Here is a 26,489-nt window from a genome sequence, read left to right as displayed (position 1 = left end):
GCGCTATGCGCACTGTATTTTTGCGTCGCGGTCTGGTCGCTCTGTTTGCTGCGGCTGTGTCCTTCGGCGCTATCACTCAAGCTCAAGCCGAGACGCTCAGAATCGGTTATCAGAAGTACGGCACCTTGGTGCTGCTCAAAGCCAAAGGCACCCTGGAAAAACGCCTCGCCGCCCAAGGTGTCGACGTGCAATGGACCGAGTTCCCCGGCGGCCCGCAACTGCTGGAAGGCCTGAACGTCGGCTCGATCGACTTCGGTGTCACCGGTGAAACCCCGCCGGTCTTCGCTCAGGCGGCGGGTGCCGACCTGCTCTACGTAGCCTACGAGCCGCCCGCGCCCAACAGTGAGGCGATCCTCGTGCCGAAAGATTCGCCGATCAAGTCGGTGGCGGATCTGAAGGGCAAGAAAGTCGCCCTGAACAAAGGCTCCAACGTCCACTACCTGCTGGTGCGTGCGCTGGAAGACGCCGGCCTCAAGTACACCGACATTCAAACCGTATTCCTGCCGCCTGCCGATGCCCGCGCTGCGTTCGAACGTGGCAGCGTCGACGCCTGGGTCATCTGGGACCCGTACCAGGCCGCCGCCGAACAACAACTGCAAGCACACACCCTGCGTGACGGCAAAGGCATCGTCGACAACCACCAGTTCTACCTGGCGACCAAACCCTACGCACAGAAACATCCCGAGGTGATCAAGACCCTCGTGGAAGAAGTGCGCGCCGTGGGCGAATGGTCGAAAGCCAACCCGCAAGACGTGACCCAACAGGTCGCGCCACTGCTCGGCCTGCCGGCGGACATCACCCTGACCTCGGTGAAACGCCAGGGCTACGGCGCGTTGTTCCTGACTCCGGAAGTGGTCGCCGCACAACAGAAAATCGCCGACACCTTCTACCAGCTCAAGCTGATTCCCAAGCCGCTGAGCATCAAGGACGTGATCTGGACCCCGCCGGCCGCTGTAGCCCAAAGCTCGGTTACCCAAGCCCGGTAAATTGAATCCCCAAGGAGACCACTCCATGAGCCTCAACATCTTCTGGTTCCTGCCTACCCACGGCGACGGCCATTACCTTGGCACCGCCGAAGGCGCCCGCGCCGTCGACCACGGCTATCTGCAACAGGTCGCTCAAGCGGCGGATCGTCTGGGCTTCGGCGGCGTGCTGATTCCCACCGGCCGCTCCTGCGAGGACTCGTGGCTGGTGGCGGCATCGCTGATTCCGGTGACCCAGCGCCTTAAATTTCTGGTCGCCCTGCGCCCCGGGATCATTTCCCCGACGGTGGCGGCGCGTCAGGCGGCGACACTGGATCGTCTGTCCGGGGGGCGTGCGCTGTTCAATCTGGTGACCGGTGGTGATCCGGAAGAGCTGGCTGGCGACGGTCTGTTCCTCGATCACGAAGCGCGCTATCAGGCTTCTGTGGAATTCACCCGCATCTGGCGCCGGGTGCTGGAAGGCGAAACCGTGGATTACGACGGTGAGCACATCAGCGTGAAGGGCGCCAAATTGCTCTATCCACCACTTCAGCAGCCGCGCCCGCCACTGTACTTCGGCGGCTCGTCGGAAGCCGCGCAGGATCTGGCCGCCGAACAGGTGGAAATGGTGCTGACCTGGGGCGAGCCGCCAGCGGCAGTGGCGGAGAAAATCGAACAGGTTCGCGCCAAAGCCGCGAAACTGGGTCGCACCGTGCGCTTCGGCATCCGCCTGCATGTGATCGTACGGGAAACCAACACCGAAGCCTGGCAGGCGGCGGATCGTCTGATTTCGCATCTGGACGATGACACCATCAAACGTGCCCAGGCCTCGCTGGCGCGGTTCGATTCGGTCGGTCAGCAGCGCATGGCCGCGCTGCACGGAGGCAGTCGCGACAACCTCGAAGTCAGCCCCAACCTGTGGGCCGGCGTCGGTCTGGTGCGCGGCGGTGCCGGGACGGCACTGGTGGGCGACGGCCCGACCGTGGCGGCACGGGTGAAGGAGTACGCGGCACTGGGCATCGATACCTTCATCTTCTCCGGTTATCCACACCTCGAAGAATCGTATCGGGTGGCCGAGCTGTTGTTCCCGCACCTCGATGTCGAGCGTCCGGAACTGCCGAAAAGCGCTGGTTACGTCAGCCCGTTCGGCGAGATGGTGGCCAACGACATTCTTCCCAAAGCCGCGTCCCAGAGCTGAGGCGCCGCCATGAAGAAATTTATCCACAGCCTCGCGCCCTGGGCGTTGCCGGTGTTGCTGCTGGCGGTGTGGCAGTTGTCGGTGTCGGCCGGTTGGCTGTCGACGCGGATTCTGCCGGCACCGGTGGCCGTGATCGAAGCCGGCGTGAGCCTGGTGCGCAGCGGCGAAATCTGGACGCACCTGGCAATCAGCGGCTGGCGCGCAGCGCTGGGTTTCACCATCGGCGGCAGCATCGGCCTGGTGCTGGGGTTCATCACCGGGCTGTCGAAGTGGGGCGAGCGCCTGCTCGACAGCTCGGTGCAGATGATCCGCAACGTGCCGCACCTGGCGCTGATTCCGCTGGTGATCCTGTGGTTCGGCATTGATGAGTCGGCGAAGATTTTCCTCGTGGCGCTGGGCACGTTGTTCCCGATCTACCTCAACACTTATCACGGCATCCGCAACGTCGATCCGGCGCTGGTGGAGATGGCGCGCAGTTACGGCCTGTCCGGTTTCAGCCTGTTCTGGCAGGTGATTCTGCCGGGGGCGTTGCCTTCGATTCTGGTCGGCGTGCGCTTCGCCCTGGGTTTCATGTGGCTGACGCTGATCGTGGCGGAAACCATCTCTGCCAGTTCCGGCATCGGTTACCTGGCGATGAACGCCCGGGAGTTTTTGCAGACCGATGTGGTGGTGCTGGCGATTCTGCTTTACGCGGTGCTCGGCAAACTGGCCGATCTTGCGGCCCGGGGGCTTGAACGCGTGTGGTTGCGCTGGCATCCGGCCTATCAAGCGGCGAAAGGAGGTGCGGCATGACCGCTCAACAACCTCCACGCCTGCTGCGCGGAATTCCGCTGGTGGTGCGCAACCTGCAAAAGACCTTCGGCGCGCGGCAGGTGCTGCGTGATATCGACCTGCACATTCCGGCGGGGCAGTTCGTTGCTGTGGTCGGGCGCAGCGGATGCGGCAAGAGCACCTTGCTGCGTTTGCTCGCCGGCCTCGACCAGCCCACCGGCGGCGATCTGCTGGCAGGTGCCGCGCCGCTCGGCGATGCCCGGGAAGATACCCGGCTGATGTTCCAGGAGGCGCGGCTGCTGCCATGGAAAAAGATCATCGACAACGTCGGGCTCGGCCTGAAAGGCAATTGGCGCCCGCAGGCATTGGAAGCGCTGGAGGCGGTGGGCCTGGCCGATCGTGCCAATGAGTGGCCGGCGGCGTTGTCCGGCGGGCAGAAGCAGCGTGTGGCGCTGGCGCGGGCCCTGATTCATCAACCGCGTCTGCTGTTGCTCGACGAGCCGCTGGGTGCGCTGGACGCCCTGACCCGCATCGAGATGCAGCAACTGATTGAGCGTCTCTGGCAGCAGCACGGTTTCACCGTATTGCTGGTGACCCACGACGTCAGCGAGGCGGTGGCGATTGCCGACCGGGTGATTCTGATCGAGGACGGCGAAGTCGGTCTCGACCTGCTGGTCGAACTGCCGCGCCCTCGGGTGCGTGGCTCCCATCGGCTGGCCGCGCTGGAAACCGAAGTGCTCAACCGTGTGTTGTCCCTGCCCGGCGAGCCGCCGTCGCCGGAACCCGTTTCACCCTTGCCTACGCAGTTGCGCTGGGCTCAATAACTCAAGCAAACGACAGGAATCAATGCCATGACTATCAAAGCCATCAACGTACGCAACCAGTTCAAGGGCTCGATCAAGGAGATCGTTCTTGGCGACGTGCTGTCGGAAATCGACGTGCAGACCGCCTCCGGCATCGTCACATCGGTCATCACCACCCGTTCGGTCAAGGAGCTGGAGCTGGAGGTCGGCAGCGAAGTGATCGCCTTCGTGAAATCCACCGAGGTGTCCATCGCCAAGTTGTAAGCCTGTGAGTCAAAAACAACCCCGGAGGGTGTGAGCCCTTCGGGGTTTTTTGTGCTTGTTGCGTGCGGAGCTAGAGAATTCGCTTGGGCAGATAGGGTGGCAGATACAGCCCGATGTAGGCGTCGAACACGCGCATTCCCTCTTCGGCCATCCGCGGTGTGATCTGTCCGTGCTGCTGCACCGAGCGGGCGTAGACGCGGTCGCCCAGTTCCATGGCCAGCGCGAACACATCGACGTCATCCGGCAGCTTCGGCAGTTCGAAGTGATGGTCGAACAGTTTGTGCATCAAGTCGCCGAGTTCGAGGTCATGCTGGCGGTCGGCCTGGGTGACTTCGGTCAGGCCGTGCTGCGCGAGGATCAACTGGCGGGCGGCGGCGTCTTCGTCGTAGATCTCCAGCATCCGCTGCTCGACCAGCCGTGACAGGTCGCGCCAGTCGCGCAGGGCGTCGTGATCGATCGGTGCTTGCAGGCAGGCACGGAACGCGGCGTGAACATCTGCCGTCAGACCTTCGAGCAACGCCGGGACGCTGGCAAAGAAATGGTAGACCGAGGAGGGCGGGATCTGCGCGCGCTCGGCGACGCTGTAGATCGACAGGCTCGCCACGCCCTCGGCGGCCAGCAGCGTACGCGCGGCGTCGAGTATCGAATCGATCCGCGCCTGGCTGCGGGCGCGGGGTTTGCGTACGGGGGCGGGACGCGTCATGAATGTCTCCTGCGGGGCAGCGGGCATTGTACGCAGAGCTTGAATCTCTGCCACAGAGGCCAATAAAAAAACGCCGCGGGCTGAAGCAGCCAACGGCGTTTTCATTTGCTGCAATCCGCTTAAACGGTGTGCAGATACCAGTTGTACTCGAGGTCGGAGATGGAGTGTTCGAACTCCTCCAGCTCGCTTTCCTTGCAGGCGACGAAGATGTCGATGTATTTCGGATCGATGTACTTCGCCATGACTTCGCTGTCGTCCAGCTCGCGCAGGGCATCGCGCAGGTTGTTCGGCAGGCTCTGCTCGTTCTGCTCGTAGCTGTTGCCTTCGGTCGGGGCCGGTGGCTCGATCTTGTTGGTCAGGCCGTGATGCACGCCCGCCAGCACCGAAGCCATCAGCAGGTACGGGTTGGCGTCGGCGCCGGCAACGCGGTGTTCCAGGCGGACCGCGTCGGCGGAGCCGGTCGGTACGCGCAGGGCAACGGTGCGGTTGTCCAGGCCCCAGCTCGGCGAGTTCGGCACGTAGAACTGCGCGCCGAAACGACGGTAGGAGTTGACGTTCGGGCAGAGGAACGCCATCTGCGCGGGCAGGGTCTCGAGCACACCGCCGATCGCGTGACGCAGCGCGGCGTTCTGCTCGGGATCCTCACTGGCAAAAATGTTTTTGCCGGCTTTGTCGAGAACCGAAATATGCACATGCAGACCATTGCCTGCCTGACCAGGGTACGGCTTGGCCATGAAAGTGGTGTCCATTTCATGGTCGTAGGCGATGTTCTTGATCAGACGCTTGAGCAATACCGCGTAGTCGCAGGCCTTGATCGGGTCGGCGACGTGGTGCAGGTTCACTTCGAACTGCGCCGGGGCACTTTCCTTGACGATGGCGTCGGCAGGGATGCCTTGCTCTTTCGCACCTTCCAGAATGTCCTGGAGGCAGTCGACGTATTCGTCGAGGTCGTCGATCAGGTAGACCTGGGTCGAATGCGGGCGTTTGCCTGAGATCGGCGAGCGTGGCGGCTGAGGGCGGCCGTTCACGTTTTCCTGGTCGATGAGGTAGAACTCGAGTTCAAAGGCTGCGCAGATGGTCAAGCCAAGCTCGTCAAACTTTGCAACAACTTGACGGAGCACTTCACGCGGATCGGCGAAGAAAGGGTCGCCTTCGAGTTCGTGCATGGTCATCAGCAGCTGCGCGGTTGGACGCTTCTGCCAGGGTTCGTTGCTCAGGGTGCCGGGGATCGGATAGCAGATTCGATCGGCGTCGCCGATGTCCAGGCCCAGGCCGGTGCTTTCCACCGTCGAACCGTTGATATCCAGGGCAAACAGGGAGGCCGGCAGGTTGATGCCTTTCTCGTAAACCTTGTGGAGGCTGGTGCGTTCGATGCGCTTGCCGCGCACCACACCATTCATATCCGCAATCAGAAGGTCAACGTACAGAACCTCAGGATGTTCCTTAAGGAACGCGTTCGCTTCGTTAAGCTGAACGGCACGCGGGGGTACCGACATGATGCAACACCTTTTTTGTTAAAAATATCAATCATTGATCTTTTCTGGTTTCAGTCAACCCGAACGGCATGCCGAAGTCAAGCGAGGCCTTTTCTGCCCCGAAAAAGCGCCGCGAGGGCATTTATGGGGCACTTTGGGGCATTTTTTTATCCGCGAAAGACGTGCCACCCGCAGGCTTGAGCAGGCCGTGTTGTATTTTTTACGGAGGTGTTGTGTAAAAAAATGAACAAGGCTAAGCTCGGGTCAAACCCATAACAGCAATAATACCGGGGTGCTTCATGTATCGCCTGCCGTTAATCGGCGTCACCGACTGCTCCGCGCAGTGCGGTCTGCATGCTTATCACATCAGTGGCGACACGTCCGTTCGCAGCGCAGTCGGCAACCAGGCCCGCATTCTGCCAGTGATCTCTTTGTCCGTGGCGGATCAGGCGCCGGCGTCCGATATTCTGGACGCGGGAATGGGCATCCCTTTCAGTGGTTCTTCTTTCAATATAGATCTCTTTCCGGCTCCCGACCGGCACCGCGCCCGTCGCCGTGCCCGTGATTCTGCACACTCTGAATGTGCACAGGAAATGCAACGCCAGCGTAAAGGGCAGGTAAGCTCCTCCTTCATTGTCCATGCGCGGTGCCGGGCGTAAGCCGGCACTGCGCGCAAACAAGCCCCCTTTAACGCGACGCCCCGTGCGTCAAACCTGCCTGACACCTGTCAGGAGACTCAGCCCAGAGGCATTTATGAGCAACAACCTCGACCAGCTCACCGATTGGTTGAAAGACCACAAGATCACAGAAGTCGAATGCATGATCAGCGACCTGACCGGCATCACCCGGGGCAAGATCTCGCCGACCAACAAGTTCATCGCCGAAAAAGGCATGCGCCTGCCGGAGAGCGTTCTGCTGCAGACGGTGACCGGCGACTACGTCGAAGACGACATCTATTACGAACTGCTCGACCCGGCCGACATCGACATGGTCTGCCGTCCCGATCAAAGCGCCGTGTATCTGGTGCCATGGGCCATCGAGCCGACCGCCCAGGTGATCCACGACACTTACGACAAGCAAGGCAACCCGATCGAGCTGTCGCCGCGCAACGTGCTCAAGAAAGTCCTGAAGCTCTATGCCGACAAAGGCTGGCAGCCGATCGTGGCGCCGGAAATGGAGTTCTACCTGACCAAGCGCAGTGACGACCCTGACTATCCGCTGCAGCCGCCGGTCGGTCGTTCCGGGCGCCCGGAAATCGGTCGCCAGTCGTTCTCCATCGAAGCGGCAAACGAATTCGATCCGCTGTTCGAAGACGTCTACGACTGGTGCGAACTGCAGGAACTGGACCTCGACACGCTGATCCACGAGGACGGCACCGCGCAGATGGAAATCAACTTCCGTCACGGCGATGCCCTGTCCCTGGCCGACCAGATCCTGGTGTTCAAGCGCACCATGCGCGAGGCCGCGCTAAAACACGATGTGGCCGCGACCTTCATGGCCAAACCGATGACCGGCGAGCCGGGCAGCGCGATGCACCTGCACCAGAGCATCATCGACATCGAGACCGGCAAAAACATTTTCTCCAATGACGACGGCACCATGAGCCAGCTGTTCCTGCACCACATCGGTGGCCTGCAGAAACTGATTCCGGAGCTGTTGCCGCTGTTCGCCCCGAACGTCAACTCGTTCCGCCGCTTCCTGCCGGACACCTCGGCACCGGTGAACGTGGAGTGGGGCGAAGAAAACCGCACCGTGGGCCTGCGCGTTCCGGATGCCGGCCCGCAGAACCGTCGAGTGGAAAACCGCCTGCCGGGCGCCGACGCCAACCCGTATCTGGCGATTGCCGCGAGCCTGCTCTGCGGTTACATCGGCATGATCGAGGGGATCAACCCGAGCGCGCCGGTGGTGGGCCGTGGTTACGAGCGCCGCAACCTGCGCCTGCCGCTGACCATCGAGGACGCCCTGGAGCGCATGGAGAAGAGCGCCACCATCGAGAAATACCTGGGCAAGAACTTCATCACCGGCTACGTCGCGGTCAAGCGGGCCGAGCATGAAAACTTCAAGCGCGTCATCAGTTCGTGGGAGCGCGAATACCTGCTGTTCGCCGTCTGATACGCCCGGCGCGGCGCACGCACGCCGCGCCTTCACCGATAACAAGGAGAATTGGCATGACCAGCAACAACCCGCAAACCCGTGAGTGGCAAACCCTCAGCAGCGATCACCACCTGGCCCCGTTCAGCGACTTCAAACAGCTGAAAGAGAAGGGCCCGCGGATCATTACCAATGCCAAGGGCGTGTACCTCTGGGACAGCGAAGGCAACAAGATCCTCGATGGCATGGCCGGCCTGTGGTGCGTGGCGATCGGTTACGGTCGCGATGAGCTGGCCGATGCTGCCGCTAAGCAGATGCGCGAACTGCCTTACTACAACCTGTTCTTCCAGACCGCGCACCCGCCGGCGCTGGAACTGGCCAAGGCCATCGCCGACGTCGCGCCGGAAGGCATGAACCATGTGTTTTTCACCGGTTCGGGCTCCGAAGGCAACGACACCATGCTGCGCATGGTTCGCCACTACTGGGCGATCAAGGGCCAGCCGAACAAGAAAGTCATCATCAGCCGCAAGAACGGCTACCACGGCTCCACCGTGGCCGGCGCCAGCCTGGGTGGCATGACGTATATGCACGAACAGGGCGATCTGCCGATCCCGGGCATCGTCCACATCGCCCAGCCGTACTGGTTCGCCGAAGGCGGCGACATGACCCCGGAAGAGTTCGGCATCTGGGCGGCCAATCAGCTGGAAGAGAAGATTCTGGAAGTCGGCGTCGACAACGTCGGTGCCTTCATTGCCGAGCCGATCCAGGGCGCCGGCGGCGTGATCATTCCGCCAGACACCTACTGGCCGCGCATCAAGGAAATCCTCGCCAAATACGACATCCTGTTCGTGGCGGACGAAGTGATCTGCGGTTTCGGCCGTACCGGCGAATGGTTCGGCAGCGATTTCTACGACCTCAAGCCGCACATGATGACCATCGCCAAAGGCCTGACGTCCGGCTACATCCCGATGGGTGGCCTGATCGTGCGTGACGAGGTGGTGAAGGTGCTCAACGAGGGCGGCGATTTCAACCACGGCTTCACCTATTCCGGGCACCCGGTGGCGGCGGCGGTGGGTCTGGAAAACATCCGGATTCTGCGCGAAGAAAAAATCATCGAGCGCGCCCATGAAGAAACGGCACCGTATTTGCAGAAACGTCTGCGCGAACTGAACGATCACCCGTTGGTGGGGGAAGTGCGCGGGGTCGGTCTGCTGGGGGCCATCGAGCTGGTGCAGGACAAGGCCACTCGCAAGCGCTACGAAGGCAAGGGTGTGGGCATGATCTGCCGCCAGTTCTGTTTCGACAACGGTCTGATCATGCGTGCCGTGGGCGACACCATGATCATTGCGCCGCCGCTGGTGATCAGCAAGGCGGAGATCGATGAGCTGGTGACCAAGGCCCGCAAGTGCCTGGACCTGACCCTCAGTGCATTGCAGGGCTAAGTGCTAGGCTCTGAGCGATGGAACTGTCGTGCTGTCGCTCGGAGCCGTTGCAAAGGCGGGTCTTTTCTTGAAAGACCGCCTCGTATCTTGCCAGACTAGCCGCGGTTCCAGTTGTCGGGGTTCGGCCGCTGAACAAAGTGGTTCAAAAAAGAAAAATTTGGAGCATGACGCATGAAGGCATTAGGTAAAAAGCTTGCTGGCAAGACTCTTCTGGCCCTGTCCGTCGCGGGCATGATGGCGGGCGCGGTGCACGCGGACGACAAAGTGCTGCACGTCTACAACTGGTCTGACTATATCGCTCCGGACACCATCGCGAACTTCGAGAAAGAGTCGGGGATCAAGGTGGTCTACGACGTATTCGATTCCAACGAAACCCTGGAAGCCAAACTGCTGGCGGGCAAGTCCGGCTACGACGTCGTCGTGCCTTCGAACAACTTCCTGGCCAAGCAGATCAAGGCCGGCGTGTACCAGGAACTGGATCGCTCCAAGCTGCCCAACTGGAAGAACCTGAACCAGGACCTGCTCAAGGCCGTGTCGGTCAGCGACCCGGACAACAAACACGCGTTCCCGTACATGTGGGGTTCGATCGGCATCGGCTACAACCCGGAGAAGGTCAAGGCTGCGCTGGGCGTCGACAAGATCGATTCCTGGGACGTACTGCTGAAGCCGGAAAACATCGCCAAGCTCAAGGGCTGCGGCGTGAGCTTCCTCGATTCACCGACCGAAATGCTCCCGGTCGCGCTGCACTACCTGGGTCTGCCAACCGACAGCCAGAAGAAAGATGACATCAAGAAAGCCGAAGACCTGTTCCTCAAGATTCGTCCTTCGATCACCTACTTCCACTCCTCCAAGTACATCTCGGACCTGGCAAACGGCAACATCTGCGTAGCGGTCGGCTACTCGGGTGACGTGCAGCAGGCCAAGTCCCGTGCCGCCGAGGCCGGTGACAAGGTGAAAGTCAGCTACGCCATTCCGAAGGAAGGCGCCGGCAGCTTCTTCGACATGGTCGCCATTCCGAAGGATGCCGAAAACGTTGAAGGCGCCTACAAGTTCATGACCTTCCTGCAGAAGCCTGAAGTCATGGCCGGCATCACCAACGCCGTACGCTTCCCGAACGGTAACGCCGCTGCAACACCACTGGTAGAGAAAGAAATCACCAGCGATCCGGGCATCTACCCGCCAGCCGATGTGCAGGCCAAGCTGTATGCCATCGCCGATCTGCCGGCGGCGACCCAGCGTGAAATGACTCGCAGCTGGACCAAGATCAAATCCGGTAAATAAGCCGGTTTGAGGCCGTCACCGCTGGCCGTCGCCTTCATTTGGGCGGCCAGCGGTGCAATTAAATGACAGAAAGTTTTGCTGCAACGGTTTTTCGAAGGTAAGTTGCGCGCCGGTTTTGTTGCCGGGCAACCGTGACTGTCATGCAGTACGGGGCAACTTGGGCCCAACTGAATTAGAGGACCTCCACTTGCCTATTTTTTCTTCCTTGCGCAATGCCCTGCTGGCCGCTGCCGGCCTGACGTTCGCTGTCGGTGCCCAGGCTGCCGGTACTGTGCATATTTATAACTGGTCGGATTACATCGGCGAGAACACCCTGGCCGATTTCCAGAAAGAAACCGGGATCAAACCGGTCTACGACGTATTCGATTCCAATGAGACTTTGGAAGGCAAACTGCTCGCCGGACGTACCGGTTACGACGTGGTCGTGCCGTCGAACCACTTCCTCGGCAAACAGATCAAGGCCGGCGCGTTCCAGAAGCTCGACAAGGCGCAACTGACGAACTACGCCAATCTGGATCCGGTGCTGCTCAAACGCCTGGAACAGAACGACCCGGGCAACCAGTACGCCGTGCCTTACCTGTGGGGCACCAACGGCATCGGTTACAACGTCGACAAGGTCAAGGCCGTGCTCGGCATCGACAGGATCGACTCCTGGAGCGTGCTGTTCGAGCCGGAGAACATCAAGAAGCTGCACAGCTGTGGCGTCGCGTTCCTCGATTCGGCCGATGAAATGATGCCGACCGTGCTCAACTACATGGGCCTGAATGCCAACAGCACCAATCCCAAGGATTACGAGAAAGCCACGGCCAAGTTGCTGGCGGTGCGCCCATACGTCACCTACTTCCATTCCTCGAAATACATCGGCGACCTGGCCAATGGCGATATCTGCGTGGCCATCGGTTTCTCCGGCGACATCTTCCAGGCCAAGCATCGCGCCGAAGAAGCCAAGAAGGGCGTGAACATCGCCTACTCGATTCCGAAAGAGGGTGGTGCGCTCTGGTTCGACATGCTGGCGATCCCGAAGGATTCGTCGAACGTCAAGGAAGCCCACGCCTTCATCAACTATTTGCTGAAACCTGAGGTCATCGCCCAGGTCAGTGATTACGTCGGTTACGCCAACCCCAACCCGGGTTCGGACAAGCTGATGGAACAGTCCATCCGCACCGACGAAGCGGTTTATCCACCGCAGGCCGTGCTCGACAAGACTTACGTGTCCATCGAGTTGCCACCGAACATTCAGCGTTTGATGACCCGCAGTTGGACCAAGGTCAAGTCGGGTAAATAACGCGCAAACCATCCTGGGTTCGTCTTGCGTGGGCGAACTGCACTGTTTTTTTTCTGGGAGTTTCGTAAATGGCAGTTGCCTCCGGCGCCTATAAGAAAGCCCTCGAGGGCGACCAGACACCCAAGCAGGTGCTGGTTAAAATCGACCGGGTCACGAAGAAGTTCGACGAGACGGTTGCCGTGGACGATGTGTCCCTGGAAATCAAGAAGGGCGAGATCTTCGCCCTGCTCGGCGGTTCGGGATCGGGCAAATCCACTCTGCTGCGGATGCTGGCAGGGTTCGAACGGCCCACGGAGGGGCGCATTTTCCTCGACGGCGTCGACATCACCGACATGCCGCCGTACGAGCGACCGATCAACATGATGTTCCAGTCCTACGCCCTGTTCCCGCACATGACCGTGGCGCAGAACATCGCGTTCGGTCTCAAGCAGGACAAGATCCCGGCGCCCGAGATCGATGCCCGCGTGGCCGAGATGCTCAAGCTGGTGCAGATGAGCCAGTACGCCAAGCGCAAACCGCATCAACTGTCCGGCGGTCAACGTCAGCGTGTGGCGCTGGCGCGTTCGCTGGCCAAGCGGCCGAAGCTGTTGCTGCTCGACGAGCCGATGGGCGCGCTGGACAAGAAACTGCGTTCGCAGATGCAGCTGGAACTGGTGGAAATCATCGAGCGCGTGGGTGTGACCTGCGTGATGGTGACCCACGATCAGGAAGAGGCCATGACCATGGCCGAGCGCATCGCGATCATGCACCTGGGCTGGATCGCCCAGATCGGCAGTCCTATCGACATCTACGAAACCCCGACCAGCCGTCTGGTCTGTGAATTCATCGGCAACGTGAACATCTTCGAAGGCGAAGTGATCGACGACGCCGAAGGCCACGCGACCATCACCTGCAAGGACCTCGACCGGCAGATCTACGTCGGCCACGGCATCAGCACCTCGGTGCAGGACAAGTCCGTGACCTACGCAATCCGTCCGGAAAAACTGCTGGTCACCGCCGAAATGCCGACCTGCGAATACAACTGGTCCAGCGGCAAGGTGCATGACATCGCCTACCTCGGCGGGCACTCGGTGTTCTACGTCGAATTGCCGAGCGGCAAGCTGGTGCAGTCGTTCGTGGCCAACGCCGAACGCCGTGGCGCACGTCCGACCTGGGGCGATCAGGTGTACGTGTACTGGGAAGATGACAGCGGCGTGGTACTTCGCTCATGAACATGCGCAAATTCAAACGCCGGCTCAATCGAATAATTCCCGGTGGCCGTCAACTGGTCATCGGGGTTCCGTTCATCTGGCTGTTTCTGTTCTTCATGCTGCCGTTCTTCATCGTCTTGAAGATCAGCTTCGCCGAAGCGGACGTGGCCATCCCGCCGTACACCGAGATCTACACCTACGCCGAGCAGAAACTGCAGCTGCTGCTGAATCTGGGCAACTACGCGATGCTCGGCGACGACGAGTTGTACCTCTCGGCGTACCTGGGTTCGTTGAAGATGGCGTTCTTCAGTACGCTGCTGTGTCTGTTGATCGGCTATCCGATGGCCTACGGCATCGCCACTGCCCGCAAGGAAACGCAGACGGTGCTGGTGCTGCTGATCATGATGCCGACCTGGACCGCGATCCTGATCCGCGTCTACGCGTGGATGGGCATCCTCAGCAACAACGGCCTGCTCAACGGGTTCCTGATGAGCATGGGCCTGATCGACGAGCCGCTGCAGATCCTCAACACCAACCTGGCGGTGTACATCGGTGTCGTCTATTCGTACCTGCCGTTCATGATCCTGCCGCTGTACGCCAACCTGGTGAAGCATGATCCAAGCTTGCTGGAGGCAGCGTCCGACCTCGGCTCGAGCACCTTCAACAGTTTCTGGAAAATCACCGTGCCGCTGTCCAAGAACGGCATCATCGCCGGCTGCATGCTGGTGTTCATCCCGGTGGTGGGCGAGTTCGTGATTCCGGAACTGCTGGGCGGCCCGGAGACCCTGATGATCGGTAAAGTGCTCTGGCAAGAGTTCTTCAACAACCGTGACTGGCCGGTGGCATCCGCCCTGGCGGTGGTGATGCTGGCGATCCTGATCGTGCCGATCATCCTGTTCAACCGCAGTCAGGCCAAGGAAATGGAGGGTAAAGAATGAAGCGCTTCCGTTTCTCCAGCCTGATGCTGGTGCTCGGCCTGTTGTTCATCTACTTGCCGATGCTGATTCTGGTGATCTACTCGTTCAACGCCTCGAAACTGGTGACGGTGTGGGGCGGCTGGTCGGTGAAGTGGTATGTCGGCCTGCTCGACAACACGCAACTGATGGGCTCGGTGGTGCGTTCGCTGGAAATCGCCTGCTACACCGCCGTCGCGGCAGTGGCGCTGGGTACGCTGGCGGCGTTCGTGCTGACCCGCATCACCCGTTTCAAGGGCCGTACGCTGTTCGGCGGCTTGGTGACCGCGCCGCTCGTTATGCCTGAGGTGATCACCGGTCTGTCGCTGTTGCTGCTGTTTGTGGCGATGGCGCAGATGATCGGCTGGCCGCAGGAGCGCGGTATCGTCACCATCTGGATCGCTCACACCACGTTCTGTGCGGCGTATGTGGCGGTGGTGGTGTCGGCGCGTCTGCGTGAGCTGGACCTGTCGATCGAAGAGGCCGCCATGGATCTGGGGGCGCGGCCGTGGAAGGTGTTCATCCTGATCACCATCCCGATGATCGCGCCGTCGCTGGCGGCGGGCGGCATGATGTCCTTCGCCCTGTCGCTGGATGACCTGGTATTGGCGAGCTTCGTTTCCGGCCCTGGTTCGACGACCCTGCCGATGGAAGTGTTCTCGGCGGTGCGTCTGGGTGTGAAGCCGGAAATCAACGCTGTGGCCAGCCTGATTCTGCTGGCGGTGTCGCTGGTGACCTTCATGGTCTGGTTCTTCAGCCGTCGTGCTGAAGAGGCGCGCCGCAAGGCGATCCAGCAGGCCATTGAAGAAAGTGCCGCCGATTCGTGGAAGCAACCGGACGTGCGCCGGGCGCCGACGCCGGAAGTGGCTTGAGCAAAACGGGTTGGCCCCTCCCTCAAGGCCAACCCGAATCCCGATGTGGGAGCGAGCCTGCTCGCGAAGACGGAGTGTCAGTCGACTCAAATGTTGGCTGACACAGCGCTTTCGCGAGCAGGCTCACTCCCACATTTCGTTTATGCAGACCAGGGAGAACTGCGGATGACTTCAACGAAATTCATCGGCTTGAACCCAGGCATCTGATCTTTCAGCACATCGGTCTTCACATTGCCGAACGTCGTCTGCGGACGATGACGCAAGCCATCGGCAAACGCGCAGATGATGCACTCCTTGAAGCCTTCACCCCGCGGGTGCGCATGCACCACCGCTTCACGCTGCACGGTGGTGAACGCCGCGTAATCCAGGCCCAGCACGTCCATTTCGACGCCTGCGGTCACCAGCGCCACGGTCGGTCGCAAATGCTTCGGCACGCCCGGCGTGGTGTGCAGGGCGATCGACAGCCAGACCTGTTCGATGTCGTCGTCGCTCAATCCGTAAGGTTTGAGAAACGCGGCGGCTGCGTTGGCGCCATCGACTTCGAAGCGTTCGTCATCGCTGCGGTGACCTTCGACCAGACCCAGGTCATGGAACATCGCGCCGACGTACAGCAGCTCAGGATCGTAGGCCAATTGCTTGCGTTCACCGCTCAAGGCACCAAACAGAAAAACCCGGCGCGAGTGGTGGTAAAGCAGGTCGGATTCGATGTCGCGGATGTATTCGGTGGTGGCTCGCGCCAGGGCGCTGTCAGGGATCTTGATGCCGGCAATGGTCGTGGTCATGTTGAGCTTCCTCGTCGAAAACGCCGTTGCGGCGCTGGTGAGGAAAGTCTGTTCCCCAGGGCAGAACCGGACAATCGATCCATGGCTGCGATCCTTGCCATTCCACCTGCAAATCGTGCCAGCTCGCTTCTGCGACGAGGATTGGCTAGGGTTGGCGCTGATCCGCCATTCCAGGGAGCCGACATCGCCATGAACAGAACCGTTGCCATTGTGGTGTTCCCCGGCGTGCAGGCGCTGGACGTCAGCGGTCCCATGGATGTGTTCGCCGAGGCCAATCGTTTTCTGGCGCCGGAGGATCACTATCGGCTGGAAGTGATCGGTGTGGAGCGCGGGCCGATGGCGTGTTCGAACGGGCTGACACTGAGTGCCCATCGGCATTTCAGCGACGTGCGGGAAACGTATGACTTGCTGCTGGTGGCCGGTGGGCCGCAGCTGCCGTTCCTGAATTTCGGCGAGGCGTTTGATGCATGGTTGCGCGAGGCTTGTGGGCGGGCACGGCGGTTCGGCTCGATCTGCAACGGTGCGTTCATGCTCGCCCGTGCCGGGTTGCTGGAGGGACGCACGGTCACCACTCACTGGAACGACGCCGGAGCGCTGGCAAAGTTGTGCCCGTCGAGCCGGGTCGAGGCCGATCGCTTGTACGTCGAGGATGATCAGCTCTACACCTCGGCGGGTGTGACGGCCGGGATCGATCTGTCGCTGTACCTGCTGGCGCGTGACTACGGGGCCGACGTGGCGCTGAGCGTGGCCAAGCGGCTGGTGGTGTTTACCCAGCGCTCGGGCGGGCAGTCGCAGTTCAGCCCGTTCCTCACGCCCCACGCCGAACCGACGTCGGTGGTGGCGATGGTGCAGTTGTACGTGCTGGCCAACCTCACCGGTGACCTGACCATCGCCGACCTTGCGCATGCCGCGAACATGAGTGCGAGGAACTTCTCCCGGGTGTTTGCCCGAGAGGCGAAAGTCACCCCGGCGGAGTTCGTCGAGCGGGCGCGGGTGGATGCGGCGCGGGTCATGCTCGAAAGCACTACGGCGCCGCTGAAGACCGTGGCATATCAGTGCGGGTTTCGCGATGCGCAGCACATGCGCAGCGTATTCAACCGGCGGCTGGGGGTGACGCCGCAGCAGTTTCGGATGAATTTTGCGGCGATGGTTTGAGCTGCGCTTACTGCGCTGCCCGCGCCGGCAACAGTTTCAGCGTACTGCGCGTATTCGCCGTCACTTCTTCATCACTGAAATGCGCCTGCACATACAGCCCGTCCACATACGCCTCCGCCTGATCGTCATAGTGGCTGTCGAACGGTACGCCGCTCTGGCCGACCGGGTTGATGGTCAGGCTGTGAGCCGGATCCGCGAAGTCCACCAGCCGCCGGGTCGATGGACCATAGGTCACCGGCCACGGCGCCGGGCCGATCTTCGCCGAGAGGTTGTTCGGTACTTCATGGGAGCCGGGTGCGGCGAACGGGCCGACGTTGAAAATCCGGTCCAGCGGTTTCTGCTGACCCAGCGGATGACCGTGGGTCAGCGTGTGTGCCTTGCCCCATTGCCAGTCGGCGGCATCATCGCCGAGGGTCTGCTTCAGGTGCGTCATGCTGGCCTGCCACGCAGCGCGTACGGTATCGGCGCGGGTCTCCTTGCCCGGCGTGTTGCGGTTGTCCCACCACGGTGAATCGGCATTCGCCGCAAGGCGCGGTAAGGCCGCATCGATCACGCGGGTCGACAGCAGGGTCTCGAACATGTCGTTGCCCAGCTCATCACGCATTGCCGCGTCGGCCAGGTCATAGAGGAACTGGTTGAACACGGTCGCGCTGACCGAATCCAGCGGGTAATCGCCTTGCCACTGCGCCAGTTGCCCGACCAGTTTCAGTTGCGCCGGGTCGGTCACCACTTCATGCAATACCGGCAGCAGCGGCGCCAGCACGCGCGGGCCATAACCGGTGGTGGTGCCCAGTTGCAGCTTCTGATTGGCCTCGTTGTCCCACTTCACATTCTTGTCGGCGAGCTGACGGTTGAGCTGTTGGCCACGGTCGGCAAGGTTGTAATAGCCGGGAATCTCCAGGCCGGTCGGCGACACGGGCTGGAAGTTGGCGGAAACGATATAGCCCCGGGCCGGGTTCTCTTCCTGCGGGTTGGCGCTGAACGGGAAGTAACCGTCCTTGTCGGCCTGATTGCCGCTGCCGTCGAGGATGAACGCCGGTTTGACCCCGGCCGGACGCTTGGGCAACAGCGCCGAAGCCCACCAGGCGATATCGCCCCTGGCGTTGGCGTAGACGATGTTCAATCCTGGCGCCTGCACCTTGGCCGCTGCGGCGCGGGCCTTGGCCAGAGTGTCGGCGCGGTTGAGCTGGTAGAAACCATCGAGGATCGGGTTCGGCGTTTCGAGGAACGCCCACCACATGGCAATCGGGGTTTTTCCGGCAGCGGTGCCAAGTGCATCGTTGACGATCGGCCCGTGGGGAGACTGGCGCAGGGTGATGGTCACCGGGGCCTGACCCTTTACGGCGATCTGCTGCTCGGTGCTGACCATGTCCGTCCACTGACCGTGATACCAGACCTGATTCGGGTTGTCCGGGTTGACCTTTTCGGCGATCAGGTCGAGGTCATCGTTCTGGAACATGGTCAGGCTCCAGCCGAAATCCAGGTTGTGTCCCAGAAACGCAAACGGCACCAGCGCCTGATGATGGCCGTAGAGTTCAAAGCCCGGCGCCGACAGCTGCGCTTCGTACCACACCGACGGCACCGAGAACCGGATGTGCGGGTCGCCGGCCAGCAAGGCCTTGCCGCTCTTGCTGCGACTGCCGGCAATCACCCAGGCGTTGCTGCCTTCGAACTGTGGCAGGCCGTTGTCGGTCAGTGCCTGTTCGCTGAGGCGGGCGAGGGCGTTCAAGTCTTTCCAGTCTGAGGCAGCGAGTGTGGGTGCGCTGTTGGCGCGGCCCTTGGCGAGCACACCCTTGGGCTGCCAGTCGAGGTCGAAGACGTTGAGGTAGTCGGCGCCGAGCTGATCGCGCACATACGTCAGCAACGGTTCGGTGCGAAACGCAGCGGCGAAGCTGTAGGCCATGTAGCCGGCGACGCTGATGGTGTCTTCGGCGGTGAAAGGTCGCTTGGGGATGCCCAGTACGTCGAACTCGACGGGCGCGGCGTGCGACTCCTGATACTGGTTGATGCCGTCCAGATAGGCTTGCAGGGCCTTCCACGCCGGTGACTGCTTGTCCAGGCCGGCCACGTAACTGGCGGCGCGTTCGCGGATGCGCAGGCTGCGAAACAGTTTGTCGGTATCGAGCAGCTTCGGCCCGAGCACTTCGGCCAGTTCGCCCCGGGCCAGGCGGCGCATGGCTTCCATCTGAAACAGCCGGTCCTGGGCCTGCACATAACCGAGGGCGCGATAGAGGTCGGTTTCGTTTTCGGCACGGATGTGCGGCACCCCGCGCTCGTCGTAACGCACGGTCACCGAGCCTTGCAGGTTGCGCAACTCCACCTGGCCCTGACGCGTCGGTTGCTTGCTGTAGACGTATCCGCCAACTCCGATGGCAGGAATGACGATCAGCAGCGCAAGTACGGTCAGGCCTTTTTTCATGAAAATTCTGCTCCCTGTCGTTCTATTTATATGAAGGCATTGATGGTGCTGATCCAGTTGAAGCGCGCGACCGGGATTTCATAACACAGTATTTCTGGAATAGGAAGTTTCCTTCAGGTTTCCGGGAAGTGCACTACAGGTCTGTTGTTGCGACGTTTAACCGGGCAGGCCTATAAAAGACCTCGAGAAAAAAGCGGAGGACTAAAACGAAGTTTGCGAATTCGATACATGGAATAACTGACATGGAGAAGTCGTATGAGTGATATTGAAAACTATCTTGGACCGCACAAGCAGACCGCACCGGGGAAATATGAACTGGCACCGATACCCATCCAGACAACTGCGCCGGTTCGATTGGCGCAAGGTGGGTTTTTTTCGGGAAGTTGGGGATTGAATGAAGGGCCGCATAGAGGCACCGGTCAAGGTTCTGGTCAACTGGATCCGTTAACTCCGTTTATTTGGGATGACTTGATGCATGAGCAGCAGAATGCTCAGGCACATATTGATCTTGAGTACGCTGGAGTATTCAGCAATCTCGGAGCTGTCGCCACTAATGAAGTAGAGCAGGCCAGGCAGGCGGCCAGTGTCGGACTTTCATTGCTTCAGAAAGTCAAGGCCGATCAGGAAGTAACCATTCAGGTTATTCACGCGAAGTTGCTGGAGTATCGTGCCCATACCGAGGGCGCTTATTCCTTGTATGGTCATAATCCTTTTTTCCTGATGAAGGATTTGTCCTTCAGGAAAATACGGGAAAGTCTGGCTTCGCCGGTGCCGGATGTTTCCATCGCTTATGCGGCCATCGACAGGGCCTATCGTTCGGCCATGGAACTGCGGCGCCTTGCATGGGTGATGGCCATTATCGGCAATCAACTGCCGGGCCTGGCTGCACAAAGAAGTCAGGTGGAGGGGGCAGCGCAACTGACCAGGGACGCTCGGGAGATTCTTGCTGCCGAAAGGCTGTCCGTGGTCAATCTGGAAACGAATATCCGCTTTCAGTTTCTGCCGGGATTTCTCGTTGAAAGAATCGCTGCGGCGGCGGGGTCAACCGGAGGCAGTCTTTCTCAAACACTCACGAATTATAAAATCGCAGCGGACAACATTCGCGCCGCCGAGCAAGCCGCCGTCCGGCCCTATGCGATCGCCAACCCGGCGATCAACGCCCCGTTGAGCAAGCCCGAGCTCGAGGCGTTGAAAAACCTGGTGGACCTGCAGGCCACTACGGATCTGGGCACGCGCTGGCAGGACTATCACGCTTCGCTTCTGCATTCGGAAAACGCCCGGCATATGGTCGCGGCGGCGGACGCATTTGCCGGTCTGATCACCCGGGCTCAGGAGGCGGAGCGGTTGCAGCGGGAGATCCGCCTTGCCCGGGAGCAGGAAGCCTGGCATTTGCAGGAGCAGGCACGCCTGCGGGAAGAGGCGCGAATTGCCGCCGAGGCAGAAGCAAGACGCATAGCCGATGAGCAAGCGCGGGCAGCGGCAGAGGCTCTTCGTTCCGCCCATACCTTCCGCGCACCGGGTGCCACTTCTGCCGCCGGGCCACTGTTCATGACGTCGGCCGGAGTCCTGGCGGTTGCCGAGGCCGCTTCGGTCAGCCTGCAAGCGGCCGTTCGCAGCGCCATTACGGCTGTGGGCAGTCTGGCGGCCAGCGTCGGGGCAGGTGCGGTGGTCGGTGTCAGCGCATTGGTCTACTCCTCGAAACTGGGTAACGGCGAACTGCCGGACCGTTATGCGTTCAGTACGCCGCTGTCAGACATCGCGCCTGTTCCAGCGCCAGACCTGCACGCCATTGCGGCTGCCGGGGGCGTGGTCGATCTGCCTTACCGGTTCAGTTCGAAGACTGATGCGAACGGGCAGTCAGAGGTCTTTGTCGTCAGGACCGATGGCCTGAACGTTCCGTCGACTGTCAGGGTGCTGGCGGCTTCCTACGACGCCGAACGCAACGTCTACACCGCAACCACAGCCGATGTTCCGCCACGCACCCTGACCTGGACGCCGATCGTAAACCCGGGCAACAGCTCGACAATCTCACCGGCCGAACCGACGGATCCACCTGTCTATACCGGAGCGACGGTGATACCGGTCGAGGGACGCCTCGATTCGTTCCCGGCGGTTTCCGAAGCCGGATTCGATGACTATGTCCTGGTGTTCCCGCTGGACTCCGGGCTGCCGCCGAACTACATCATGTTTCGGGACCGGCGGGAGGATCCGGGCGTCGCGACAGGGGTGGGTCAGGTGGTGTCGGGGAACTGGCTTGCCAGCGCATCGCAAGGCGAAGGCGCGCCGGTGCCAGTGCAGATTGCCGATCAGTTGCGAGGGCGGGAGTTCAGGAATTTTCGGGCGTTTCGGGAGGCGTACTGGAAGGCGGTGGCCGGGGATCCGGAGTTGTCTCGTCAATTTAAAACAGTAAACATCCTTGAAATGGCAAATGGAAATGCTCCTTTTGCTCCAGAAATAGAACGGGCAGGAGGAGCCGGGAAATTCGAGCTACATCATAAAATTTATATTTCGAATAATGGCAGTGTCTATGGTTTGGAAAATATTACTGTGGTCACGCCTAGCCGACATAAAGAAATCCACAGAGGACAGCGGCCAAATGATTAACAAGACGATTTCAGACTTTACGGAGAGAGAGTTTTTGGAGTTTGTTTCCGCAATATTCGATCCAAGCTCACGCACGGAGGAGGAAGGTGTTGCACTGGTTTCGGAGTTTAGGCGTTTGACAGAGCATCCGAGTGGTTCAGATTTGATCTATTACCCACGGGAAGGTAGGGAAGATAGCCCGGAAGGAGTTGTGCAGGAAGTTAAAGAGTGGCGGGCTTCGAACGGAAAGTCTGGATTTAAATCGGAGTAAATTCTTGGCAGTGCCCTTGTTGTCTGAGTAGCGGTAAGGGCACTTTTTTGTGGTGAGACATTAATTAGGTTGGTGATTGTCATGTCAATAAGTAGTAAGCGTATAAGTGATCTGTTGGAGTCTGAATTTTTGAGCTTTGTTACAAGGGTTTATAATAATGACTACGATACTGAGGAACAGCATATTGATGCTGTTTTAGAGTTCAAGGCTTTGAGCGAGCACCCCTCCGGTTCAGACCTGATCTTTTATCCGGAGCCAGGAAAAAGTGGGCCAACAGAAGTGGTTAAAGAGGTGAAGGCATGGCGGGCCGCCAACGGCAAGCCTGGGTTTAAAGTGGTTTAGTTGTGGAGTGTGGCGAAACTCTCACTCCCCACTCAACCATGGGCAGTAGCAACCGACCGCCAGCGTATGGGTCGCATTGACCGGACGATCATCACTCAACGCCTGCAGGATCGGTTCGATAAAACTGTTGCTGGAATTACAGGTCAGCCCTTCGCTGTAAGGCCCGAAATACGCCAGTTTGCCGCTGCGGTCCCAGATCGCTACGGCGGGGCTCGCGGGAATCTGTTCGGCGCCGGGCAGCACCGCGATGGTCTTGAGGTTGCTGAGGGTGGCGGGCAACTGGCCGTGGCTGCCGGCTTTCTGCACGGCAAAGAACTCCACGCCTTTGGGGCCGAACTGTTCGACCATTTCGGTCAGGTGCTGCTGATTGCCGACGTTGCACGGGCAGGCCGGGTCCCAGAAGTGCACCAGGCGGATATTGCCGGGGCCGGCGAGGTCGTCGGGCAGACGCAGCGGATCGCCGGAAAACACCGCGGTATGTTCGCTGAACGCCCGCAGATAGCGACCCTGAAACCAGTCGTACGCAGCCCACAGCACGCCGGCACACACGATGGCGAGCAGGCTGGCAAACAGTGCGGTGCGGTAGGGCGAGCGCATGGTTTTCGATCCTCGGGAGCGCGCTAGCTTGCCATGCTTGCCGCGACAGATGAATATCGCAGGCCGATAAAGTCCGTTTACCGTTCTGGAATTGCCCATGTCTGTTGCTTTCGATCCCGATCATCTGCGTGCGAGCCTCAAGCCGTTGGCCGAGTGGCAGCCGTTGTCCGAGGAGGCGAAAGCGTATCAGCGGTTCTACAAGACCGACTTCCCGGAGCGCGATGTCTGGCGCGGCATGGGCCGCTTCGACGTCGATGGTTATGAACTCGTCAGCCATTGCTGGTGGCCGGCGGAAACGGCCAGGGCCACGCTGTTTCTGGTGCACGGTTTTTACGATCACACCGGCCTCTATCGGCATGTGATCGAGTGGGCGCTGGATCTGGGGTTTGCGGTGATTGCCTGTGACTTGCCCGGGCATGGTCTGTCGAGCGGGCCACGGGCGAGCATCCGTGATTTCTCCGAATATCAGGATGCGCTGCAAGGTCTGTTTGCCGAGGCGCGTTCGATTGCGCTGCCGCAACCGTGGCACCTGTGCGGGCAAAGCACGGGCGGGGCGATCATTGTCGATCACGTGCTCAACCACGGTGAGAACAGCCCTGCCCAAGGCCAGTTGATTTTGCTGGCGCCGCTGGTGCGGCCGCGGGCCTGGGGCTGGTCGCAACTCAGTTACTACCTGCTGCGGCCTTTCGTGCGGGGTATTGCCCGGCGCTTCAGCGAGAACTCCAACGACCCGGATTTCCTGCCGTTCCTGCAAGCCGACCCACTACAGCCCAAGCGTTTGCCGACGGCTTGGGTCGGTGCATTGTCACGCTGGATCAAACGGGTGGAATACGCGAAAAAGAGTCCGCGTCGGCCGTTGATCGTCCAGGGCCAGGCGGACATGACCGTGGACTGGCAACACAACCTGCAAGTGATGAAGTGGAAGTTCGACCGGCCGCAGATTCTGCTGCTGGCCGAGGCGCGGCATCACCTGGCCAATGAAACGGCACCGATGCGCGAGGAGTATTTCGAGTTCTTGAGCAAGCGGATCAAGGGCCGCAATCCCTAGATCACTGGCTTGGGTTCGAGGTGCTCTGGCCGACGGCCAGCCCGGCGCGAATCGCTGCCAGCGCGGCCTGATAGTAGGCTTTGCCTTCGGTGGATTCGGCAAAGGTCGCGAACTCTTCCAGCTCTTCGTCCGACAGGTCGCGATAGACATACAGCAGCGTGTTGTTCAGGTCGGCACCGATCTGATCCATCAGGCGCTGACGTTGACTGTTCAGCATCCCCTGGGCCTGACCGCCGCCGAGCAGGCCGGGAATCATCGAACTCAGGCTGTCCGCCGCCACGCCGGCAATCGCCAGGCTCACTTCGGCGCCGGCCTCGCGGGCGGGCAAGGCCTGGGCGAGATGGCCGATAATCAGCAGGCGACTGTCGCTGGCCTGCATCTTCGGCAGACCCTTGGCGTTTTTCGCCAATTGATCGCGGCGGGTCGCCAGCAGTTCGGCGGCGACGATTTTCTTGCCCAGCGGCGACTGGAAAAATGCGAGGGCCGGTTTCGGATCGGCGAGGTTTCTGCGCAGTTGCGACTCGGCCCGCTGGTCCACGGCCTGAGGGGCGAAGCGCTGGTTGCTGTTGTTCACCAGCGCCTGAAACACCGCCGGAGGCAGGCTGCTCTGGTAACGCTGTTGCGCGGCGCTCAGGGCGTCATTGAAATGCGCGCGTTGGTCCGGCCAGCCGGCGACCTTGTACAACTGGTCGTGGCCGTCTGCCCAGGCGGGCAAAACGCAGAACATCAACAGTGAAAAAAGCAAACGGCGCATAGGGACTCCTGTCGGCAGCGGACTATTCTCCGTGCGGTGCCGGTACTTGTCGAGAATTCGTATCAAGCCGCCGCGTGGCTCTGTCGCAATTCTTGCCGCAGGCATACTATGCGCGCCATGCAAATATCCTCTGAACACCCGCTGCTGTTACGTATCGTCGACGACCTGGCCGAGCGTGGCTGGTCGCAGCAGAACATTTTCCTGCCTGCGGATCTGACCCGCGCGCTGGCCGCCGAGTGCCGCAAACGCGAGGCCGAAGGTGAACTGGCGCCGGCGGGCGTCGGGCGCGGGCCGTTTACGGAGGTCCGCGAGGGCATTCGTGGCGACCATATCCAATGGATCGACCCGGGTCAGGCCGAGGCCAGTGACCATTATCTGAACCTGATGGACAGCCTGCGCGAGGCGCTCAATCGCGGACTTTTCCTCGGTCTGGAAGACTTCGAATGCCATTTCGCCCTGTACCCGCCGGGTGCGTTTTACCGCAAGCATGTCGACCGGTTTCGCGACGATGACCGGCGCATGGTCTCGGCAGTGATCTACCTCAACGACGGCTGGCTGCCGGAGGATGGCGGGCAGTTGCGCATGTATCTGGAGAACGACCGCATCCATGACGTGCAACCCACCGGTGGCTGCCTGGTGGTGTTTCTTTCCGGCGAAGTGCCTCACGAAGTATTGCCGGCCAGCCGTGAGCGATTGTCGCTGACCGGCTGGTTCCGTCGTCGTGGCAATGAGCCGTTCTGAGATGCACAGGATCCTCGTGAGTCGCTGCCTGCTGGGTCATCGCGTGCGTTACGACGGTGGTGCCAGCGGGCCGTTCGATCTGCTGGAACAGTGGATCGCCGAAGGTCGCGTCGTACCGCTGTGCCCGGAAGTGGCCGGCGGTTTGCCGACACCCCGGGCAGCGGCGGAGATTCCGGGCGGGCAGGGCGGCGAAGTGCTCGATGGCCTTGCGGCGGTGATCACCACCGAGGGCGAGGACGTCAGTGCGCAGTTTCTCGATGGCGCCCGCCAGGCATTGGAGCTGGTGCGAAAACACGGAATTCGCGTGGCGGTGCTCAAGGCCAACAGTCCTTCCTGCGGGAACCTGTTCACCTATGACGGGACGTTCAGTGGGGTGAAAGTGAGTGGCGAGGGGGTTACTGCCGCGTTGCTCAAGCGCCATGGCGTGCAGGTCTTCAGCGAACTCGAACTGCCGCAGGCTGCACATGCCCTGACACAACTCAATTAATTACACGCCAGAAAACACTG

26 protein-coding genes are annotated in these 26,489 nt (G+C 60.8%); 20 read left to right on the top strand and 6 right to left on the bottom strand.

The features are described 5' to 3' along the window. Nucleotides 1-5: 5 nt before the first annotated feature. Genes ACK6BI_RS02275 through ACK6BI_RS02255 form a run of 5 tightly spaced genes read left to right on the top strand, consistent with a single transcriptional unit; the run spans nucleotide 6 to nucleotide 3,998 of the window. Nucleotides 6-986 (top strand): sulfonate ABC transporter substrate-binding protein, encoded by a 981-nt coding sequence (locus tag ACK6BI_RS02275; protein ID WP_409315844.1) that lies wholly within the window; start codon nucleotides 6-8, stop codon nucleotides 984-986. A 25-nt stretch (nucleotides 987-1,011) separates the two neighbouring features. Next, nucleotides 1,012-2,160 (top strand): FMNH2-dependent alkanesulfonate monooxygenase, encoded by a 1,149-nt coding sequence (ssuD, locus tag ACK6BI_RS02270; protein ID WP_409315843.1) that lies wholly within the window; start codon nucleotides 1,012-1,014, stop codon nucleotides 2,158-2,160. Between the two features lie 9 nt (nucleotides 2,161-2,169). Next, nucleotides 2,170-2,952 (top strand): aliphatic sulfonate ABC transporter permease SsuC, encoded by a 783-nt coding sequence (gene ssuC / locus ACK6BI_RS02265; protein WP_409315842.1) that lies wholly within the window; start codon nucleotides 2,170-2,172, stop codon nucleotides 2,950-2,952. Continuing rightward, complete coding sequence (gene ssuB / locus ACK6BI_RS02260) at nucleotides 2,949-3,755, top strand: aliphatic sulfonates ABC transporter ATP-binding protein (RefSeq protein ID WP_409315841.1); 807 nt, start codon at nucleotides 2,949-2,951, stop codon at nucleotides 3,753-3,755. Before ssuC ends, ssuB begins: the two co-directional genes overlap by 4 nt. 27 nt (nucleotides 3,756-3,782) lie before the next feature. Next, on the top strand, nucleotides 3,783-3,998 hold the full coding sequence (locus tag ACK6BI_RS02255) for a molybdopterin-binding protein (protein ID WP_065259896.1): 216 nt from the start codon (nucleotides 3,783-3,785) through the stop codon (nucleotides 3,996-3,998). 70 nt (nucleotides 3,999-4,068) lie between these two features. Here ACK6BI_RS02255 and ACK6BI_RS02250 read toward each other — a convergent pair whose 3' ends face one another. Together ACK6BI_RS02250 and ACK6BI_RS02245 are read right to left on the bottom strand one after the other, a co-directional pair. Further along, the gene (locus ACK6BI_RS02250; RefSeq protein ID WP_260521430.1) at nucleotides 4,069-4,701 is read right to left on the bottom strand and encodes a TetR/AcrR family transcriptional regulator; all 633 of its coding nucleotides are present in this window, start codon (nucleotides 4,699-4,701) and stop codon (nucleotides 4,069-4,071) included. A 119-nt stretch (nucleotides 4,702-4,820) separates the two neighbouring features. After that, entirely contained in the window at nucleotides 4,821-6,197 is a 1,377-nt protein-coding gene (locus ACK6BI_RS02245) for a glutamine synthetase family protein (RefSeq protein WP_065259894.1), read from the bottom strand. A gap of 278 nt (nucleotides 6,198-6,475) precedes the next feature. Between ACK6BI_RS02245 and ACK6BI_RS02240 the strand changes: the two genes are divergently transcribed. The 8 genes from ACK6BI_RS02240 to ACK6BI_RS02205 all read left to right on the top strand — a co-directional run bounded on the left by ACK6BI_RS02240 (nucleotide 6,476) and on the right by ACK6BI_RS02205 (nucleotide 15,290). Then, nucleotides 6,476-6,835, top strand: coding sequence for a hypothetical protein (locus tag ACK6BI_RS02240; RefSeq protein WP_409315840.1), 360 nt, complete (start codon nucleotides 6,476-6,478; stop codon nucleotides 6,833-6,835). Nucleotides 6,836-6,929: 94 nt separating this feature from the next. Next, nucleotides 6,930-8,288 carry a glutamine synthetase family protein gene (locus tag ACK6BI_RS02235; RefSeq protein ID WP_065259893.1) on the top strand — a complete coding sequence of 453 codons (1,359 nt, stop codon included), beginning with the start codon at nucleotides 6,930-6,932 and terminating at the stop codon, nucleotides 8,286-8,288. A 56-nt stretch (nucleotides 8,289-8,344) separates the two neighbouring features. Beyond that, on the top strand, nucleotides 8,345-9,709 hold the full coding sequence (locus ACK6BI_RS02230) for an aspartate aminotransferase family protein (RefSeq protein ID WP_409315839.1): 1,365 nt from the start codon (nucleotides 8,345-8,347) through the stop codon (nucleotides 9,707-9,709). Between the two features lie 171 nt (nucleotides 9,710-9,880). After that, on the top strand, nucleotides 9,881-10,990 hold the full coding sequence (locus tag ACK6BI_RS02225; protein WP_065259891.1) for a polyamine ABC transporter substrate-binding protein: 1,110 nt from the start codon (nucleotides 9,881-9,883) through the stop codon (nucleotides 10,988-10,990). Between the two features lie 187 nt (nucleotides 10,991-11,177). Beyond that, a complete protein-coding gene (locus ACK6BI_RS02220; RefSeq protein ID WP_409315838.1) occupies nucleotides 11,178-12,275 on the top strand; it encodes a polyamine ABC transporter substrate-binding protein in 1,098 nt (365 codons plus the stop codon). 68 nt (nucleotides 12,276-12,343) lie between these two features. Beyond that, nucleotides 12,344-13,486 (top strand): ABC transporter ATP-binding protein, encoded by a 1,143-nt coding sequence (locus tag ACK6BI_RS02215; protein ID WP_260521427.1) that lies wholly within the window; start codon nucleotides 12,344-12,346, stop codon nucleotides 13,484-13,486. Nucleotides 13,487-13,521: 35 nt separating this feature from the next. Next, nucleotides 13,522-14,403, top strand: coding sequence for an ABC transporter permease subunit (locus tag ACK6BI_RS02210; protein WP_260523589.1), 882 nt, complete (start codon nucleotides 13,522-13,524; stop codon nucleotides 14,401-14,403). Beyond that, nucleotides 14,400-15,290: an ABC transporter permease subunit gene (locus tag ACK6BI_RS02205; protein WP_065259888.1), complete on the top strand. Its 891-nt coding sequence runs from the start codon at nucleotides 14,400-14,402 to the stop codon at nucleotides 15,288-15,290. Before ACK6BI_RS02210 ends, ACK6BI_RS02205 begins: the two co-directional genes overlap by 4 nt. Nucleotides 15,291-15,430: 140 nt before the next feature. On the opposite strand, the gene ACK6BI_RS02200 is transcribed toward ACK6BI_RS02205, so the two are convergent. Beyond that, complete coding sequence (locus ACK6BI_RS02200; protein ID WP_409315837.1) at nucleotides 15,431-16,072, bottom strand: HD domain-containing protein; 642 nt, start codon at nucleotides 16,070-16,072, stop codon at nucleotides 15,431-15,433. 189 nt (nucleotides 16,073-16,261) lie between these two features. On the opposite strand from ACK6BI_RS02200, the gene ACK6BI_RS02195 reads away from it, so the two are divergent. Then, nucleotides 16,262-17,227, top strand: coding sequence for a GlxA family transcriptional regulator (locus ACK6BI_RS02195; protein ID WP_409315836.1), 966 nt, complete (start codon nucleotides 16,262-16,264; stop codon nucleotides 17,225-17,227). Between the two features lie 7 nt (nucleotides 17,228-17,234). Here the strand turns inward: ACK6BI_RS02195 and ACK6BI_RS02190 are convergent, their stop codons facing one another. Further along, nucleotides 17,235-19,646 carry a penicillin acylase family protein gene (locus ACK6BI_RS02190; RefSeq protein ID WP_409315835.1) on the bottom strand — a complete coding sequence of 804 codons (2,412 nt, stop codon included), beginning with the start codon at nucleotides 19,644-19,646 and terminating at the stop codon, nucleotides 17,235-17,237. A gap of 255 nt (nucleotides 19,647-19,901) precedes the next feature. Here ACK6BI_RS02190 and ACK6BI_RS02185 point away from each other — a divergent pair, with 255 nt between their 5' ends. The 3 genes from ACK6BI_RS02185 to ACK6BI_RS02175 all read left to right on the top strand — a co-directional run bounded on the left by ACK6BI_RS02185 (nucleotide 19,902) and on the right by ACK6BI_RS02175 (nucleotide 22,842). Next, the gene (locus ACK6BI_RS02185; RefSeq protein WP_409315834.1) at nucleotides 19,902-22,250 is read left to right on the top strand and encodes an S-type pyocin domain-containing protein; all 2,349 of its coding nucleotides are present in this window, start codon (nucleotides 19,902-19,904) and stop codon (nucleotides 22,248-22,250) included. Further along, nucleotides 22,243-22,500, top strand: a complete 258-nt coding sequence (locus ACK6BI_RS02180) for a bacteriocin immunity protein (protein WP_409315833.1) — start codon at nucleotides 22,243-22,245, stop codon at nucleotides 22,498-22,500. The genes ACK6BI_RS02185 and ACK6BI_RS02180 overlap by 8 nt, the downstream gene beginning before the upstream one ends. A gap of 81 nt (nucleotides 22,501-22,581) precedes the next feature. Then, complete coding sequence (locus ACK6BI_RS02175; protein WP_409315832.1) at nucleotides 22,582-22,842, top strand: bacteriocin immunity protein; 261 nt, start codon at nucleotides 22,582-22,584, stop codon at nucleotides 22,840-22,842. Between the two features lie 21 nt (nucleotides 22,843-22,863). Here ACK6BI_RS02175 and ACK6BI_RS02170 read toward each other — a convergent pair whose 3' ends face one another. Further along, nucleotides 22,864-23,439 carry a DUF6436 domain-containing protein gene (locus ACK6BI_RS02170; protein WP_409315831.1) on the bottom strand — a complete coding sequence of 192 codons (576 nt, stop codon included), beginning with the start codon at nucleotides 23,437-23,439 and terminating at the stop codon, nucleotides 22,864-22,866. A gap of 97 nt (nucleotides 23,440-23,536) precedes the next feature. Between ACK6BI_RS02170 and ACK6BI_RS02165 the strand changes: the two genes are divergently transcribed. Beyond that, nucleotides 23,537-24,487 carry an alpha/beta hydrolase gene (locus ACK6BI_RS02165; protein WP_409315830.1) on the top strand — a complete coding sequence of 317 codons (951 nt, stop codon included), beginning with the start codon at nucleotides 23,537-23,539 and terminating at the stop codon, nucleotides 24,485-24,487. 1 nt (nucleotide 24,488) lies between these two features. Here ACK6BI_RS02165 and ACK6BI_RS02160 read toward each other — a convergent pair whose 3' ends face one another. After that, nucleotides 24,489-25,241: a DUF2059 domain-containing protein gene (locus ACK6BI_RS02160; RefSeq protein WP_409315829.1), complete on the bottom strand. Its 753-nt coding sequence runs from the start codon at nucleotides 25,239-25,241 to the stop codon at nucleotides 24,489-24,491. A gap of 108 nt (nucleotides 25,242-25,349) precedes the next feature. On the opposite strand from ACK6BI_RS02160, the gene ACK6BI_RS02155 reads away from it, so the two are divergent. Together ACK6BI_RS02155 and ACK6BI_RS02150 are read left to right on the top strand one after the other, a co-directional pair. Continuing rightward, on the top strand, nucleotides 25,350-25,982 hold the full coding sequence (locus ACK6BI_RS02155; protein ID WP_409315828.1) for a 2OG-Fe(II) oxygenase: 633 nt from the start codon (nucleotides 25,350-25,352) through the stop codon (nucleotides 25,980-25,982). Nucleotide 25,983: 1 nt separating this feature from the next. Beyond that, nucleotides 25,984-26,469, top strand: a complete 486-nt coding sequence (locus ACK6BI_RS02150) for a DUF523 domain-containing protein (protein ID WP_409315827.1) — start codon at nucleotides 25,984-25,986, stop codon at nucleotides 26,467-26,469. The last annotated feature ends 20 nt before the right edge of the window (nucleotides 26,470-26,489 follow it).

Origin of the sequence: Pseudomonas sp. KCJK9016, from assembly GCF_046231795.1 — a bacterium.
GTDB lineage: Bacteria > Pseudomonadota > Gammaproteobacteria > Pseudomonadales > Pseudomonadaceae > Aquipseudomonas > Aquipseudomonas bananamidigenes.
This window is presented reverse-complemented; position numbering and strand designations above follow the sequence as displayed.